Origin of the sequence: Streptomyces sp. NPDC049585, assembly GCF_040675615.1 — a bacterium.
GTDB classification, from domain to species: domain Bacteria; phylum Actinomycetota; class Actinomycetes; order Streptomycetales; family Streptomycetaceae; genus Streptomyces; species Streptomyces luteosporeus.
Genome location: NZ_JBFAPE010000016.1, coordinates 130,102 through 145,750, shown reverse-complemented (window position 1 = coordinate 145,750; position 15,649 = coordinate 130,102). Strand labels below are relative to the sequence as shown.

General features: G+C 74.4%; 12 protein-coding genes and 1 pseudogene. 4 read left to right on the top strand and 9 right to left on the bottom strand.

Translation table 11 applies throughout. The features are described from left to right. Positions 1–73: 73 nt before the first annotated feature. Positions 74–1,348, top strand: a pseudogene (locus AB0K17_RS18635) (peptide-N4-asparagine amidase); the annotation flags it as partial. Between the two features lie 18 nt (positions 1,349–1,366). Here AB0K17_RS18635 and AB0K17_RS18630 read toward each other — a convergent pair. Continuing rightward, positions 1,367–1,810, bottom strand: a complete 444-nt coding sequence (locus tag AB0K17_RS18630) for a MarR family transcriptional regulator (RefSeq protein ID WP_365965878.1) — start codon at positions 1,808–1,810, stop codon at positions 1,367–1,369. Between the two features lie 142 nt (positions 1,811–1,952). Here AB0K17_RS18630 and AB0K17_RS18625 point away from each other — a divergent pair, with 142 nt between their 5' ends. Then, a complete protein-coding gene (locus tag AB0K17_RS18625) occupies positions 1,953–3,749 on the top strand; it encodes an ABC transporter ATP-binding protein (RefSeq protein WP_365965877.1) in 1,797 nt (598 codons plus the stop codon). 27 nt (positions 3,750–3,776) lie between these two features. Here the strand turns inward: AB0K17_RS18625 and AB0K17_RS18620 are convergent, their stop codons facing one another. The 5 genes from AB0K17_RS18620 to AB0K17_RS18600 are packed head-to-tail and all read right to left on the bottom strand — an operon-like array spanning position 3,777 to position 9,038. Further along, positions 3,777–4,946 carry a CaiB/BaiF CoA-transferase family protein gene (locus tag AB0K17_RS18620; protein WP_365983564.1) on the bottom strand — a complete coding sequence of 390 codons (1,170 nt, stop codon included), beginning with the start codon at positions 4,944–4,946 and terminating at the stop codon, positions 3,777–3,779. A 35-nt stretch (positions 4,947–4,981) separates the two neighbouring features. Beyond that, a complete protein-coding gene (locus AB0K17_RS18615) occupies positions 4,982–5,653 on the bottom strand; it encodes an LUD domain-containing protein (RefSeq protein WP_365965875.1) in 672 nt (223 codons plus the stop codon). Further along, the gene (locus tag AB0K17_RS18610; protein WP_365983563.1) at positions 5,650–7,119 is read right to left on the bottom strand and encodes a lactate utilization protein B; all 1,470 of its coding nucleotides are present in this window, start codon (positions 7,117–7,119) and stop codon (positions 5,650–5,652) included. The genes AB0K17_RS18615 and AB0K17_RS18610 overlap by 4 nt, the downstream gene beginning before the upstream one ends. Continuing rightward, positions 7,116–7,880 (bottom strand): (Fe-S)-binding protein, encoded by a 765-nt coding sequence (locus tag AB0K17_RS18605; protein ID WP_365983562.1) that lies wholly within the window; start codon positions 7,878–7,880, stop codon positions 7,116–7,118. Before AB0K17_RS18605 ends, AB0K17_RS18610 begins: the two co-directional genes overlap by 4 nt. Positions 7,881–7,910: 30 nt before the next feature. After that, the gene (locus AB0K17_RS18600; protein ID WP_365983561.1) at positions 7,911–9,038 is read right to left on the bottom strand and encodes an NAD(P)-binding domain-containing protein; all 1,128 of its coding nucleotides are present in this window, start codon (positions 9,036–9,038) and stop codon (positions 7,911–7,913) included. Positions 9,039–9,104: 66 nt separating this feature from the next. Between AB0K17_RS18600 and AB0K17_RS18595 the strand changes: the two genes are divergently transcribed. Further along, complete coding sequence (locus tag AB0K17_RS18595; protein ID WP_365965871.1) at positions 9,105–9,536, top strand: secondary thiamine-phosphate synthase enzyme YjbQ; 432 nt, start codon at positions 9,105–9,107, stop codon at positions 9,534–9,536. A 22-nt stretch (positions 9,537–9,558) separates the two neighbouring features. Here the strand turns inward: AB0K17_RS18595 and AB0K17_RS18590 are convergent, their stop codons facing one another. Together AB0K17_RS18590 and AB0K17_RS18585 are read right to left on the bottom strand one after the other, a co-directional pair. Beyond that, positions 9,559–10,419 carry a serine hydrolase gene (locus tag AB0K17_RS18590; RefSeq protein WP_365983567.1) on the bottom strand — a complete coding sequence of 287 codons (861 nt, stop codon included), beginning with the start codon at positions 10,417–10,419 and terminating at the stop codon, positions 9,559–9,561. Positions 10,420–10,597: 178 nt separating this feature from the next. Beyond that, on the bottom strand, positions 10,598–11,086 hold the full coding sequence (locus AB0K17_RS18585; RefSeq protein ID WP_365965869.1) for an Lrp/AsnC family transcriptional regulator: 489 nt from the start codon (positions 11,084–11,086) through the stop codon (positions 10,598–10,600). Positions 11,087–11,207: 121 nt separating this feature from the next. On the opposite strand from AB0K17_RS18585, the gene AB0K17_RS18580 reads away from it, so the two are divergent. Beyond that, entirely contained in the window at positions 11,208–13,805 is a 2,598-nt protein-coding gene (locus tag AB0K17_RS18580; protein ID WP_365983560.1) for a SpoIIE family protein phosphatase, read from the top strand. Between the two features lie 215 nt (positions 13,806–14,020). Here the strand turns inward: AB0K17_RS18580 and AB0K17_RS18575 are convergent, their stop codons facing one another. After that, positions 14,021–15,523: an FUSC family protein gene (locus AB0K17_RS18575; protein WP_365965917.1), complete on the bottom strand. Its 1,503-nt coding sequence runs from the start codon at positions 15,521–15,523 to the stop codon at positions 14,021–14,023. Positions 15,524–15,649: the final 126 nt, after the last annotated feature.

Here is a 15,649-nt window from a genome sequence, read left to right as displayed (position 1 = left end):
TGTTGACCGTGCCGTATGAAATGAACCGTTCCTTGGGCACGTCGAGCTTGCCGCGCGCACGCCAGTAGCTCGCTCGACGCCCGAGCCCTCGCCCGAGGGCATCTCCTGGAACGTCGAGAAGGACGTCACGCGCTACGCCCCCGTCCTGCGCTCCCGCCAGCCCGTGGAGATGCTCATCGGCAACCTCGTCAACGACACCTACACCGGCGTCATCAAGGTCAAGGCCACACTGACCTTCTACCGGGCCGAGGGCCGGGTGCCGCCGGCCGCCGGCCCCGACAAGGTCCTCACGCTCGACGGGGCCCGGGACGGCGGCACGGTGTACGAGGGGACGCTCACCACGCCGCGCAACAGCGAGCGCATCGTCGCCGAGGTCTATGCCACCGGATCCGGCGGCGGCTGCGAGGAGTTCTGGTACCTCACCGTCCCCGACGCCGCGCCGTACTCGTGCAAGGCCAAGGACGGCCCCCACCGGGAGGTGCGGGTCTCGGTGGACGGCCGGCTCGCCGGCATCGCCGCACCCTTCCCGGCCGTGTGGACCGGCGGCTGGTCCAACCCGTTCCTGTGGTACGTGATCCCGGGCCCGCAGGCCTTCGACATCCGCCCCCTGGAGTACGACCTCACGCCCTTCGCCGGGCTGCTGAACGACGGGCGGCCGCACACGGTCACCGTCTCGGTGGCCGGGGTGCCGCAGGGGCAGAGCGGCTGGAGCACGCCCACCAACGTCCTCGTCTGGCAGGACGCCGCCTCCGACCGCGTCACCGGCGCCCTGACCCGCCACGAGGAGGGCAGGCCGACCGGCGGTACCACCTACGAGCCGGGCACGGAGCACCGGCTGACCTCCGAGGGCGGCCACAGGCTCACCGTGGCCGGCTACCTCGACACCTCGCACGGCCGCGTCACCACGACCGTCGGCCGCGAGGTCACCGCGCACTCGGTGCACCGCTGGACGGATGGAGAGACGACCGACGGCCTCACGGCGCGCTGGAACGACGACGCGAACGTGACGACGGCCGGCCGGGGGCCGGCGGTCACCACCCGCACCCACCGCACCTACACGCTGGACGGCACGACATCGGTGGGCGCCGGCGACCGGCTGCGTACGGTCATGGCGATGGGCGACAAGGCGGAAACGGCCACCGTGCGCGCCGGCCGGACGCTCACCTGGTCGCGTCTGGACGACCGGTACACCGGAGATGCCGCCTACACCCAGAACGTGCCGCGCGACCAGCGCCACGCCACCGGCGTCTCGCGCGAGCGCTACCGCCTGTACGGGCCCGGCAGTTGCTACGACCGCACGCTGGCCACGGCCCAGGGGGAGCTGACGCAGGACCGGCGGGCCTGCTGAACCGCCGCGGGCGGGCCGTCAGGCGGGCAGGTGCCCGCGGCCGGAGAGCAGTTCGGCCAGCAGCCCGCCCAGCACTTCCCGCTGCGGCTCGCTGAGCGGGGCCAGGACGTCCTCCACCGCCGCGCGACGGGCGTCGCGCAGGGCGCGCAGGGTCGTGCGGCCCCGGTCGGTGAGCTCTATGCGGATCACCCGCCGGTTGCTCGGGTCGGGCACGCGCCGCAGCTCCCCGCCGGCCTCCAGGGCGTCGACCAGGGTGGTCACCGCCCGCGGCACGACCTCCAGGCGCTCCGCCAGATCCGTCATGCGCGGGGGCGCCTCGTAGTGCGCCACGGTGCGCAGCAGTCGTGACTGGGCGGGCGTGATGCCGACCGGGTCCAGATAGCGCTTCTGGGCCCGGTGGAGCCTGCGGGTCAGCCTCAGCAGCTGCTCGGCGAGCTGGCCGGACGTGTCGGGGGACGTCATGATCACAATGGTATCAGGACCACGTACATTGTGAGTATAGGTAATAATGAGCTATGCTCTCTTACAGCGTCGGTGTTTCCGGCGCCGTCACCGGCGTCGGCGCGCTTCCCGCATTTCGGATCCGACCACGCTGAAGGAGCCCATGCCCCACGACGCACTGGACTGGACACCGCCCCCCGCAGGCCCGGAGCAGCCCGCACAGGTGCGGCGCATCCTCCGCCTCTTCCACCCCTACCGCGGCCGGCTGGCCATGGTGGTGCTGCTCGTCGCCGCCTCCTCGCTCGTCGCCGTGGCCTCGCCGTTCCTGCTGCGCGAGATCCTCGACGTCGCCATCCCCCAGGGCCGTACGGGCCTGCTGTCGCTGCTGGCCCTCGGCATGATCGCCACGGCCGTCGTCAGCAACGTCTTCGGCGTGCTGCAGACGCTGATCTCCACCACCGTCGGCCAGCGGGTCATGCACGACCTGCGCACCGCCGTCTACGACCGCCTGCAGGGCATGCCGCTCGCCTTCTTCACCCGCACCCGCACCGGCGAGGTGCAGTCCCGCATCGCCAACGACATCGGCGGCATGCAGGCCACCGTCACCTCGACCGCGACCTCGCTCGTCTCCAACCTCACCAGCGTCGTGGCCACCGTGGTCGCCATGGTCGCGCTGGACTGGCGGCTGACGGCCGTCTCCCTGCTCCTGCTGCCGCTGTTCGTCTGGGTAGGCCACCGCGTGGGCGCCGAGCGCCGGAAGATCACCTCCGAGCGCCAGCGGCAGATGGCCGCCATGTCCGCCATGGTCACCGAGTCCCTGTCGGTCAGCGGCATCCTGCTGGGGCGCACCATGGGCCGCGCCGACTCGCTCACCAAGGCGTTCGCCGAGGAGTCCGAGCGGCTGGTCGACCTGGAGGTCCGCACGAACATGGCCGGCCGCTGGCGCATGTCCACCATCGGCATCGTCATGGCCGCCATGCCCGCGCTCGTCTACTGGGCGGCCGGCATCGCCCTCAAGACCGGCGGCCCCGGCATCTCCCTGGGCACGCTCGTGGCGTTCGTCTCCCTCCAGCAGGGCCTCTTCCGCCCCACCGTCGGCCTGCTGTCCACCGGCGTGCAGATGCAGACCTCCGTGGCCCTCTTCAGCCGCATCTTCGAATACCTCGACCTGCCCCGGGAGATCAGCGAGCCCGCGCAGCCGGTGCGGCTGGAGAAGGTCCGCGGCGACGTCCGCTTCGAGAACGTCTGCTTCTCCTACGACTCCGCCGGCGCCGCGCTCAGCGGCGTCGACCTCGACGTCCCGGCCGGCAGCAGCCTCGCCGTCGTCGGTCCCACCGGCTCCGGCAAGAGCACCCTGGGCTACCTCGTGGCCCGCCTGTACGACGTCACCTCCGGCCGCGTCCTCCTCGACGGCGTCGACGTGCGCGAGTTGGACTTCGACACCCTGGCCCGGGCCGTGGGCGTGGTCTCCCAGGAGACGTACCTCTTCCACGCCTCCGTCGCCGACAACCTCCGCTTCGCCAAGCCCGACGCCACCGACGAGGAGATCCGGGCCGCGGCCGAGGCGGCACAGATCCACGACCACATCGCCGCCCTGCCCGACGGCTACGACACCGTCGTCGGCGAGCGCGGCTACCGCTTCTCGGGTGGCGAGAAGCAACGCCTGGCCATCGCCCGCACCATCCTGCGGGATCCGCCGGTGCTCATCATGGACGAGGCGACCAGCGCCCTGGACACCCGTACCGAGCACGCCGTGCAGCAGGCCATCGACACCCTCTCCGCGGGCCGTACGACGATCACCATCGCCCACCGGCTCTCCACCGTCCGCCACGCCGACCAGATCGTCGTCCTCGACCGGGGACGCATCGCCGAGCGCGGCACCCACGGGGAGCTCCTCGCCGACGACGGGCACTATGCCGCGCTCATCCGGCGCGACGCCCACCTGACGGTCAAGGTGTGACCGCTGGGGCGGGGTGAGGAGACCCCTTCACCCCGCCCGCGGCCCGGCGAACTCCGCCCGGATCGCGGCCGTGTGCGCGCCCAGCGCGGGGACGGCCCCCATGGCCGCCTCCCGGCCGGCCACGGTCACCGGCGGCAACAGCCCCCGCAAGGGCCCGGCGGGGGAGTCGAAGGACCGCCACCGGTCCCGCGCCGCGAACTGCGGGTGGGCGGTGGATTCGGCCACCGAGCGCAGCCGGGCGGCCGCGATGCCGGCCGCGTCCAGCAGTGCGAGCACTCCGTCCGCGGTGTGTGCGGCGAAGCACTCCTCGATGACGGCCGTCAGTTTCTCGTCATGGGCGTGGCGCGCGGGGTTGTCCGTGAACCGCGGATCGTCCACCAGCTCCGGCCGTCGCAGCACCCGGGTGCACAGCACCGCCCACTCCCGCTCGTTCTGGACGCTGAGGAACACCCGCGCGCCGTCGCCGCAGCCGTAGTGCCCGTACGGCGAGATCGAGGGATGCCGCGCGCCGCTGGGCGCGAGGGGCTCCCCGCCGTACGCCTCGGCGTAGTAGGGATGCCCCATCCACTCGGCCAGGGCGTCGAAGAGCGAGACCGACAGCTGTGCGCCGCGACCGGTCAGCTCGCGCTCGTACAGGGCCGTCAGTATCCCCGTGTACGCGTACATGCCCCCGGCGATGTCGGCGACCGAGATGCCCGGCCGGGCCGGGGCCCCGGGGCTGCCGGTGATCGAGACCAGCCCCGTCTCGCACTGCACCAGCAGGTCGTAGGCCTTCCTGTCGCGGTAGGGACCCTCGGTGCCGTAGCCGGAGACGTCACAGGTGATCAGGCGCGGGTGCCGGGCGTGCAGGGCGGCCGCGCCCAGGCCGAGCCGCTCGGCGGCGCCGGGCGCGAGGTTTTGTACGAAGACGTCGGCGCGGGCGAGGATGCGCTCCAGCAGGGCGTGGTCGGCGGCGTCCTTCAGGTCCAGCGCGGCGCTCTCCTTGCCGCGGTTGCACCAGACGAAGTACGCGGACAGGCCCTTGACCCGGCGGTCGTATCCGCGGGCGAAGTCGCCGCTTCCCGGGCGTTCGATCTTGATGACGCGGGCGCCGAGGTCGGCCAGCTGCCGCGTGGCGAAGGGCGCGGCGACGGCCTGTTCGAGGGCGACGACGGTGATGCCGCGCAGCGGCAGCGCCCGCGGGTCCTGGGGTGACACGGCGGCTCCTCTCCCGGGCACGGCTTGTGCGGCGCTCACGGCCCGACGGCAGGGTCGCCGGCGAGGACGACGTCCAGGGCGCGGGGGCCGTGCACGCCCTCCACCCGGTCCAGTTCGATGTCGCTCGTCGCCGACGGCCCCGAGATCCAGGTCAGCGGCCGGGTGGGGGACAGGCGCGCCAGCGCCTGCGGCACCGAGTCCACGACCTGCCCGGGCACCTGCACCACGCACACGTGGTGGTCGGGTACGAGCGTGATGCGGCGCCGCCCCTGGCCGGGGCCGGCGTCCAGGACCAGCGTGCCGGTCTCGGCGACGGCCAGGGCGCACCCGGTGACGACGCTGTCGACCGCGTCCAGGTCGTGGGCCGTCAGATCGGCGGCGTCCGGCACCTTCTCCGCCGCCGTCGCCGCCAGCCACGCCGCCGGCAGGCCCTCGGGCACGACCACGCGCCGTGCACCGCGCCGCTCCAGCAGTGCGGCGATCAGCCCGGGCAGCCCGGCCTCGTCGGTGCGGTGGACGACGGCCCGGTACTCCGCCAGGTGCGCGGCCAGCAGCGCCACGGACTCCTGCGGCGTGCGCCGCCCGTGCACGTGCTCGTACGCACGGGGCACCGGGTGGTCGCCGGGGCGCTCGTGGCGGGGCACGTCCGCCAGCGCGCGCCGTACCCGGGCCAGGACGCGCGCCCTGCCCGCCTCGCCGCCGCTCACGAGGCACCGCCGCGCGTACGGGACCACCAGTCGCGGAACGACTCGGGCGGCACCGGCGGCAGCGCGCGGCCGTCCGACCAGGCCCGGCCCGGGCCCGGCAGGCGCCGCGGATGCAGCCGCCGGGTGCGGGCCAGCAGCCGCTGGGCACGGCGGAGCACCGCGGGGTGGTCCAGCGTCCAGCCGGCCGTGGCCGCGACGGCGCGCTCCAGCCGGTGCCGCGCGGCGGGCCGGACGACGGTGCGGTTGCCGCGCAGCGTCACCTCGCCGCCCTCCGCGACGCGTTCGCGCAGATGGAGCAGGACCTCGGGGATGTCGATGGCCACCGGGCACACCTCGTAGCAGGCGCCGCACAGCGTGGACGCGTACGGCAGCGACTCCTCCAGGGGCGAGGCCGTGCCGCGCAGCTGGGGGGAGAGGATCGCGCCGATGGGGCCCGGGTAGGGCGAGCCGTAGGCGTGGCCCCCGGCCCGCTCGTAGACCGGGCAGACGTTCAGGCAGGCCGAGCAGCGGATGCAGCGCAGCGCCTGGCGGCCGGTGCGGTCGGCGAGGGTGTCGGTGCGGCCGTTGTCGAGCAGGACCAGATGGAAGGCGCGCGGTCCGTCCTCGTCCGAGGTGCCGGTCCACATCGAGGTGTAGGGGTTCATCCGCTCGGCCGTCGAGGAGCGGGGCAGCAACTGCAGGAAGACCTCCAGGTCCTGCCAGGCCGGCACCACCTTCTCGATGCCCACCACGGAGATCAGCGTCTTGGGGAGGGTGAGGCACATCCGGCCGTTGCCCTCGGACTCCACGACGACCAGGGTGCCGGTCTCGGCGACCATGAAGTTCGCCCCGGAGATGCCCACGCTGCACCGCAGGAACTTCTCGCGCAGGTGCAGCCGCGCCGCCTCGGCGAGGTCGGCGGGCCGGTCGGTGAGCCCCTCGGGGGCCGGGCGACCCCACTGGGCCATGTGCGTGCGGAAGATGTCGCGGATCTGGCCGCGGCTGCGGTGGATGGCGGGGACGAGGATGTGCGAGGGCAGGTCGTCGCCGAGCTGCACGATCAGCTCGGCCAGGTCGGTCTCGTACGCGCGGATGCCCGCCCGTTCCAGGGCGGCGTTCAGGCCGATCTCCTGGGTGGCCATCGACTTGACCTTGACGACCTCGCGCTCGCCGGTCGCCCGCACGAGGTCCGTGACGATCCGGCCCGCCTCCTCGGCGTCGGCGGCCCAGTGGACGGTGCCGCCGGCGCGGGTGACGTTCTCCTCCAGCTGCAGCAGATAGCGGTCCAGGTGGCGCAGGGTGCGGTCCTTGACTGCCGCCGCCGCGGCGCGCAGCTGCTGCCAGTCCGTCAGTTCGGCGACGGCGGTCTCGCGTTTGGCCCGGATCGTGCCGGTGGCGCGGCGGAGGTTGGCGCGCAAGGTGGCGTCACGGGTCGAGACGGCCGCCGCTCGCGGGAACGCCGGCATGCCCAGGTGCGTACGGCTCATGCGGCGGCCCCGCCGGTGGAGGCGAGGATCTCCGCCAGGTGCAGCGGGCGCACCGCCGAGCCCAGGCGGGCGAGGACGCCGCCGATGTGGAGCAGGCAGGAGTTGTCGACCGCGCACACCACCTCGGCGCCGCCGGCGATGATCGCCCGGGCCTTGTCGGTGCCCATGGCGGTGGAGACGTCGGGGTTCTTCACACAGAACGTGCCGCCGAACCCGCAGCACTCCGTCGCGCCGTCCAGCTCCCGCAGGCGCAGGCCCCGTACGCGCTCCAGCAGCTGCCGGGGCCGGTCGGCCAGCCCCAGGGCGCGCAGACCGTGGCAGGTGGGGTGGTAGGTGACCGTGTGGGGGAAGGACGCGCCGACGTCGGTCACGCCCAGCACGTCCACGAGGAACTCGGTGAGTTCGTGGGTCCGGCCCGCCATGTCCTCGGCCGCCGCGGCCAGTTCCGCCGCGCGGCCGGCCGGGCGGGCCTCCTCGGCGGCGCGGGCGGCGATGCGCGGGTAGTGGTCACGGATCATGGCGGTACAGGAGGCGGACGGGGTCACGATGTGGTCGTAGCCCGCGAAGGCGGAGGCCGAGCGCAGCACCAGCGGCTCGCTCGCCCGCCGGTAGCCGGTGTTGTACAGCGGCTGCCCGCAGCAGCTCTGGGCCGCCGGGAAGTCGACATGGACGCCGAGCCGCTCCAGCAGGGCGACCACGGCCCGCCCGGTCTGCGGTCGCAAGGCGTCGTTGACGCAGGTCACGAACAGCCCTACGCGCATCGCACCTCCTGCCGGATCCGTCTGCGCGCTTCATACTGCCGCAGCCGGCTCCCGCTGTGAAGATCCACCACTCGGGGCGGGCGGGGTGTCCCCGGCGAGCAGCCGGCGGATGTCCCGCACGGCCGCGCGCCCGGCGCGGTTCGCGCCGACCGTGCTCGCCGACGGTCCGTACCCCACCAGGTGCACCCGCCGGTCGCGCACCGCGCGCGTACCCGCCAGCCGGATGCCGCCGCCCGGCTCGCGCAGCCCGAGCGGGGCGAGGTGGCCGACGGCGGGGCGGAACCCGGTGGCCCACACCACGGCATCCGCCTCGACGGCACTGCCGTCGGCCCAGACCACCGACGTGGGCGTCAGGCGCTCGAACATCGGTCGGCGCTCCAGCACCCCGGCCGCCCGCGCCCGTTCCATGGCGGCGGTCAGGGGCAGCCCGGTCACCGACACCACGCTCTGTGGCGGCAGCCCGCGGCGGACGCGCTCCTCGACCAGGGCAACCGCGGCCCGGCCGCGTGCCTCGTCGAACGGGCCCGCCCGGAAGACGGGCGGCCGGCGCGTCACCCACGTGGTGGCCGCCGCCACCTCGGCGATCTCCATCAGGTGCTGCACGGCCGACGTCCCGCCGCCGACCACCACCACGCGCAGCCCGGCGAACGCGCCCGGCCCGGGATAGCCGGCGGTGTGCACCTGACGGCCGCGGAAGAGCTCCTGGCCGGGGTAGCGCGGCCAGAACGGGCGGTCCCAGGTGCCCGTCGCGTTGAGCAGCGCCCGCGCCGACCAGACGCCGTCCCCGTCCGTCTCCACCAGCAGCCGGCCGCCCCCGCCCTCACGGACGGCGCGTACCTGCACGGGCCGGCGCACGCGCAGGTCGAAGGCGCGCTCGTAGCGCGCGAAGTACCCGGCGACCACCTCGGCCGACGGGCGGCCCTCGTCCGCCCCGGTCAGCTCCATGCCCGGCAGCGCGTGCATCCCGTGCACCCTGCCGTACGTCAGCGTGGGCCAGCGGAACTGCCAGGCACCGCCGGGCGCGGGGGAGCGGTCGAGGACGACGAAGCCCCCGCCGGGCTCCAGGCCCGCCCGGCGCAGGTGGTAGGCGCCGGCCAGGCCCGCCTGCCCGGCGCCCACGACGACGACGTCGGTCTCGCGCACCCCGGATTCGTTCATGTTTCTACCAACCCGGCAAGGGGGCGATCCCTTCCCGGACGGCCCGTGCGTACGAAGATGGTGGGCATGACCGATGCGACCACCACCTTCTCCACCCATGTCCTGCACGTGCGCACCGGCTCCCGCGAGCGGGTGCACGACCTCACGCGCGAGTGCGAGGCGTTCCTCGGCGAGGCCGCCGCGGGCCGTGACGGCCTGCTCAACGTCTTCGTCCCGCACGCCACTGCCGGCATCGCGGTGCTGGAGACGGGCGCCGGCAGCGACGACGACCTCCTCGCCGCGCTGCGCGACCTGCTGCCGGCCGACGACCGCTGGCGCCACCGGCACGGCAGCCCCGGCCACGGCCGCGACCACGTCCTGCCGGCCCTGGTGCCGCCGCACGCGACACTGCCCGTCCTCGGCGGCCGGCTGGAACTGGGCACCTGGCAGTCCGTCTGCCTGGTCGACACCAACGTGGACAACCCGGACCGCCAGGTGCGCCTGACCTTCCTCGGGTGACTGCGCGCCCGTGCGGGCGCGGTCAGTCCTTCTGGGCCGACGGTGGCAGCTGACGCAGCGTCATTCTCGTCTGCGTGCCGAAGGCCCAGTCCAGCATCCGGGCCGCGTCGGGGTAGCGGTTGGTGGCGTCGTCGAGGACGACGCCCACGACCGTGCGCTTGCCGCGCTGGGCGGCGAAGACCAGGCAGGGTCCGGCGGCCGTGCCCGTGCCGGTCTTTATGCCGATGGCGCCCTTGTAGGAGCCCAGCAGCTTGTTGGTGTTGTCCCAGTAGTAGGTGCGGTTGACGTTGGCCGCCTTCTGCCGGGTGGCCGTGGTCCGTACGACGGTGGCGAAGGTGGCATTGGCCAGGGCGTGCCGGGCGAGGGTCGCGCTGTCGCGCGGGGTCGTGTAGTTGGCGCCGGCGCGGGATATGCCGTCGAAGGAGTCGTAGTGGGTGTTCTTCAGCCCCAGGTCGGCGGCCCTCTTGTTCATCTTCGCGATGAAGGACGTGGTGCGGGCGGCCTCCGTGCCGCCGGTGCCGACGGTGTCGGCCAGCGCGTAGGCGGCGTCGCAGCCGGACGGCAGCATCAGCGCATACAGCAACTGCCGTACGGTCAGCTTGTCGCCGGTGCGCAGGTCCGCAGTGCTGGCGCCGGTGCGCTGGACGTAGTCGCGGTACGACTGCCGGACGGTGACCTGCTTGTTCAGGTCGACGCCGGCGTCCAGGACCGTCGCCGCTGTCATGATCTTGGTGGTGCTGGCCATCTGCCGCCTGGTGTCGGCCTCCTTGCCCCACAGCGCGCGGTTGCTGCCGCTGTCGAGCAGGAACGCCCCCTTGGCGGCGACGCCCGCCGGGCCGCCGGCGGCCTGTGCGCCGCCTGCCGGCAGGGCGACGGCCACCATCGCCACGGACGCGACCGCGGCGGCACCCCACCGGCGTCTCGTCCCGCTGCTTTCCATGCGATTACCCCCTCCTCATACGCCGGGCCCCGACACATCGGGCCCGGGTGAGCAGATAATCGCAACGCGGTGGTGACGGGAAGTCAGTGGGTTCTGCAGGCTTTCGCACGGCGGAGGAGCGTCAGGAGGCGCCGCGTCGTTCCGCCCGCCGGCCCACCGCCTCCACCAGCGGCATCATCCGGTAGGGCACGCGCTCGCGCAGCACCATCTCGCTGCGGGTGCGCACCACACCCGGCACCTGGACCAGCAGCTGGATCACGTCCTCCAGGTGCGCCGCGTCCCGGGCGGCCACCCGGGCCAGGAGGTCACCGCCACCGGTGATGGAGAAGGCCTCGATGATCTCCGGCACGTCCGCCAGCGCGGCGGCGACCGTCTCCAGGCGCCCCTGGGTCACCTCGATGTGGACGAAGGCCAGCAACGGGTGCCCCAGCGCCGCCGGGGAGAGCCGCGGGCCCGTACCGGTGATCACGCCGTCCCGCTCCATGCGGTCCAGCCGGGCCTGCAGCGTGCCGCGCGCGATGCCGAGCAGCCGCGCGTACTCCCGTGCGCTCGTGCGCGGCTGTTCGAGCAACAGCCGCAGGATCCTGGCGTCCAGCGCGTCCACGGCCACGGGCCGTCGGCTCCCCTCGGTCGAACGTTTTCGGGTACCGCACTGTAGCAATGGCCCCATACCGGGCGGCCGGTCCGGCTGATCGGGTCTTTCGGCCGACGGCGTGTGCCATGCTCGGGGCGTGACGAGCGAGTCTGTGCAGGACGAGGAGTCCGGCGTCGTGCCCGACGTCGTCGCACTGGCCAAGGTGGTGGCCAGGCTGCGGGCCGACAACGAGCGACTGGAGCACCTGGCCGCCACGACCGCCGTGGTGGAGCGGGCCAAGGGCATGCTGATGGCCCGCTCCGGCTGCAGCGCGGCCGACGCCCACGAGGAGCTGACGCGGCGTGCCCACGCGCAGGGCCGCACGCTGGTGGAGGAGTGCTGGACGGTCCTCGGCGAGGCGGCCGGACAGGCGCCCGGCGTGCCCGCCCCGCGCACCGCGGGCGCATCGGCCGGTCCGCGGCCCGGCGCCCCGGCGGGGGAGACGGGAAGGGCGGCCGACCGGGCGCAGGGCGGTGGTGCCGCCCCCCGGACGGGCAACGGCCCGCAGGCCGATGGGACGGGCGGCGACGGAACGGCCTCCCGCACGGGCGACGGCAGGACTTCCAGCCGCTCCGGCGACGGCGGGACGGCCGCCCGCTCCGGCGACGGTGGGACGGCTACCTGCCCCGGCGACGGCCGGACGGCCGCCGGCGGCGGGCTGGGCGAGGCCCTGGCGGGCGTCGGCAGTCCTCAGGAGCTGGCCGGCGCGCTCCTGGACCACCTGGCCGGGTCCCCGGTCCACGCCGCCGCGGTGGTGATCTTCTCGCCGACCGCCGACGGCGCGCTGGAACTCGCCGGGCACGCGGGCGCCGGGGCGGCCGTCGCAGGCCAGTGGCGGCACGTACCGCCCGTCAGCGGCATCGCGGCCCAGGACGTCATCCGTACGGGTGAGGCGATCTGGCTGGAGGACCTCGAAAAGGACAGTAGGCGCTATCACCTGATCGGCGACCCACCCCAGCAGTGGCCCACCCGCGCCTGGCTCCCGGTGCTCTCCGGCGACACGGTCACTGCCGTCCTGGGGGTGATGCGCGCCCTGGACGCCCCCATCGGCCCGCCCGCCCGTGACATGCTGCACGCGGCCGCCCGCCTGTGCGCCGGGAGCCTGCGCGCGTGCGGTGCCGCCTCCCCGCGCCCCGTGCACCCCGACGCCGAGCGCGTCCAGCGGGTGTTCGACGCCCTGCCGGGGCCGGCCGTCCTGCTCACGCCCCTGCGCTCCCCGGCCGGCGACGTCGAGGACTTCCGCATCGACGCCGCTGCCCCGCACTCCGTCGACATCGCCGGACGCCGCGGCCGCCGGATGGTGGGACTGCGCGTCCTGGAGTGCTACCCCACGATGGCCGGCGCCCCGCCGTGGAGGGGCTACCTGGAGACCCTCGCGACCGGGCAGCCCTACGAGGGGGCCCCGTTCGTGTACGAGGAGGTCGTCGACGGCATCCGGCAGGTGTCCAGCTACTCCGTGCGGGCCGCGCGCCTGGGCGACGGCCTCGTCGTCACCTGGATCGCCCACGACTCCACCGACCGCCAGCAGCAGTTGCTGGCCGACCTGCAGCGCCTGGGCAACCTCGGCTGGACCGACTGGAACCTCGCCACCGGGGCCATCACCTGGTCGCCCCAGGTCCATGCCATCCTCGACCGGGACCCGGAGCGGGGCCCGGTGAGCCTCGAGGAACTGCCCGGGCAGCTGCTGGCCGAGGACGTGCCCGCCTTCGCCACCGTGATCCAGAGCCTGCTCGACAAGGGCACCCCCGTCGACCACCCGTTCCGCATCACCACCTCCAAGGGCGTCAGACACCTGCGGATCGTCGCCGAGGCGGTGCCCGACGCCAGCGGCACCCCCGTCGAGGTGCGCGGCTTCGTCCAGGACGTCACCGCCCAGCGCCGCGCCGAGCTGGCCCTGCTGGAGACCCAGCAGGCCGTCCTCGCCCAGCGCAACGTGCTGCAGGCCGAACGGACCGTCGCCGCCCGCCTGCAGCACGCGCTGCTGCCGCTGCCGGGCCGGTCGCTGGACCTGGGCGGCCTGCACGTGGACGTCACCTACCTGCCCTCGCACGACGACCTCAACGTCGGCGGCGACTGGTACAGCGCCCTGGAGATGCCCGACGGCAGCGTGCTGTTCGCCGTCGGCGACGTCGCCGGGCACGGAATCGACGCGGTGGCCACCATGGCGCAGCTGCGCTTCACCGCCAAGGGCATGGTCATCACCGGCTCCTCCCTGACGGGGGCCCTGCACCGGCTCAACACCCTGCTGCTGCACACGCACGACGGGCACCACACCACCGCCACCATGGTGCTCGGCCGCTACGACCCCGTCGGCCGCTGCCTGACGTGGGCGCAGGCCGGCCACCCGCCGCCGCTGCTCGTACGGCAGGGCAAGGCGGAGTTCCTCGCGCCGCCCGAGGGCATGCTGCTCGGCGCCACGGCACGGCCCTCCTACGGCGAGGCGGAGTGCCGCCTGGAGCCCGGCGACCACCTGCTGCTGTACACCGACGGGCTCATCGAGCGGCCCGGGGAACACCTCGACGAGGGCTTCGGCCGCTTCGCGGAGGCCGCCCGCCGCGAACTCGGCGGCGAGGGCGGCAGCAAGGGCTGCGGCGGGCGCCCCATCGAGGCGCTGCTGGCGCGCCTCCTGCCCGGCGAGCAGCGCGACGACGTGTGCCTGCTGGACGTGCACCTGCCGTCACCGCCGGCGTCGTAACGGGGTCCGGGCGGAGCCTTTCGGCTGCCGCCGCCTGGGCGCGACACGGCACCCCGTCTGCGGGTGCGGGGTGGCTTGTCGCGCAGTTCCCCGCGCCCCTACGGAGCGCCCCGTAGGGGCGCGGGGCGGTGCCGATGTGCGGCTGTCGCCGCGTGGGCGCCATCGGCCACCGACGGCCCGCAGTCGACGTGCCGCCCCGAGGCCCGGGCGGAGCCTCAGGTGCCCGCCAGCGGGGCCCGGGGGTTGCTCAGCAGGGGCGCCGCCAGCCCGGCCAGGGCGCGCTCCAGGTCGTGCAGGTGCGCCAGTGCCCGCTCGGCGCCGGGGTGGTGCTGTGGGGCGGCCGCCTCGGCCGCGGCCGCCGCCTCGGCCGTGCGGGCGGCCGGCTCCAGGGCGTGCAGCGCCGCCTCGACCCGCAGGCAGGCGGCCGTCAGACGGGCGTCGTGCGAGGCCTCCGGGTCCGCGGCGACCTCCGCCAGACCGCGCGCCTGCCGGACGCACACGTCCAGGTGCGCCATCACCTCCAGCGCCCGCGCCTTGCGCGCCCGCAGCGGGCTGAGGGGGTGCAGCAGCGGCGCGAGCGAGACGCGCACCCGCACCAGCAGCAGCTCCAGCTCCGCGACGTGCGGCGCCGGGTCGGCCTCGGCGTCGCCCGCCAGGCGCCGCGCGGAGGCGGCGGTGCACTGCCGTACGGCCACCAGGGCGCGCCGGATCCAGGCGTCGGTGGCCGCGTGCGTGGTCACCGGCAGGACCAGGGCCAGCGCCAGGCCGGCGGCGGCCGCGCCGACGAGCGTCTGCTCCAGGCGCAGTACCAGCAGGCCGGGGTGGAGCACTCCGAGCAGCCCGTACAGCAGGGAGGCCATCACGGTGACGAAGAACATCATCCAGCTGTAGGAGGGGGCGGCCGTGTAGAAGATGCCGAAGACGCACGCGGCGATCAGCACCACGGAGAGCACCGGCGCGCCGTGCAGGGGGACGGCCACGAGCAGACCGACGACGATGCCGGCCAGCGTGCCGACGACCCGGCGGAAGCCGCGCACCAGTGTCTCGCCGCGCGAGGCGGTGTTGACGAAGATCCACCAGGCGGTGCCCACGGCCCAGTACCAGCGCTGGTCGGAGACCAGCTGACCGACGCCCAGGGCCAGCGCGCAGGCCACCGTGTTCTGGAAGGCCTGGCGGGTGGTGGGCCGGGCCAGACCGCGGGCGGTGAGCGGCGCGGGGACGGGGGCGGGCGGGGTGCGGCGCTCGATGCACCACAGGGCGAAGCGCACGACACCGGCGGCGACCAGGGACAGGAGCATGCCCGTGTACAGCTCGGGCAGCTGCTGCGGCACGGCGCGCAGGAACTGCGCCATGAAGAACGTCATGAACCCGAAGATGCCCAGCGCCTGCCCGCGCGGGCCCCAGCGGCGTGCGTAAACGCCGGCGAAGACCACCGCGAGGAAGGCGGCGTCGCGCGGCAGCGCGTGCTCGTGCAGACCGGCCGCCAGGGCGAGGACGGGCAGCCCCACGAGCGGCAGCAGGGCGGTGGTGACCGCCTGGGCCCGCACGGTCGCATCGCCCACGGTGAACAGCGCCAGCATCGCCGCCAGACCGCCGGCGATCGCCGCCGGCAGGGAACCGGTGGCCAGATGCGAGACGGTCACGGCCGACCCCACGCCGAGCACGGCCCGGGCCGAGGTGCGCAGCCGCACCCTGCCCGGGTCCGGAGCCGTGAACATCCCCTTCAGCACCGCCTGCTACCCCCTTGTCGTTGCCCATGCCGTATCGCGAACGGCTGCAAAGAAATCCACAAAGAAAGAGGCGCCGCGGAATCCGCAGCGCCATCGACCGGACCATGAAAACAT

Bases quoted from the DNA above. Each gene is read 5' to 3' on its own strand.
- AB0K17_RS18630 (WP_365965878.1), bottom strand. From the start codon at position 1,810: ATGACGTCCCCCGACACGTCCGGCCAGCTCGCCGAGCAGCTGCTGAGG.
- AB0K17_RS18625 (WP_365965877.1), top strand. From the start codon at position 1,953: ATGCCCCACGACGCACTGGACTGGACACCGCCCCCCGCAGGCCCGGAG.
- AB0K17_RS18610 (WP_365983563.1), bottom strand. From the start codon at position 7,119: ATGAGCCGTACGCACCTGGGCATGCCGGCGTTCCCGCGAGCGGCGGCC.
- AB0K17_RS18605 (WP_365983562.1), bottom strand. From the start codon at position 7,880: ATGCGCGTAGGGCTGTTCGTGACCTGCGTCAACGACGCCTTGCGACCG.
- AB0K17_RS18600 (WP_365983561.1), bottom strand. From the start codon at position 9,038: ATGAACGAATCCGGGGTGCGCGAGACCGACGTCGTCGTCGTGGGCGCC.
- AB0K17_RS18595 (WP_365965871.1), top strand. From the start codon at position 9,105: ATGACCGATGCGACCACCACCTTCTCCACCCATGTCCTGCACGTGCGC.
- AB0K17_RS18590 (WP_365983567.1), bottom strand. From the start codon at position 10,419: ATGGTGGCCGTCGCCCTGCCGGCAGGCGGCGCACAGGCCGCCGGCGGC.
- AB0K17_RS18575 (WP_365965917.1), bottom strand. From the start codon at position 15,523: ATGTTCACGGCTCCGGACCCGGGCAGGGTGCGGCTGCGCACCTCGGCC.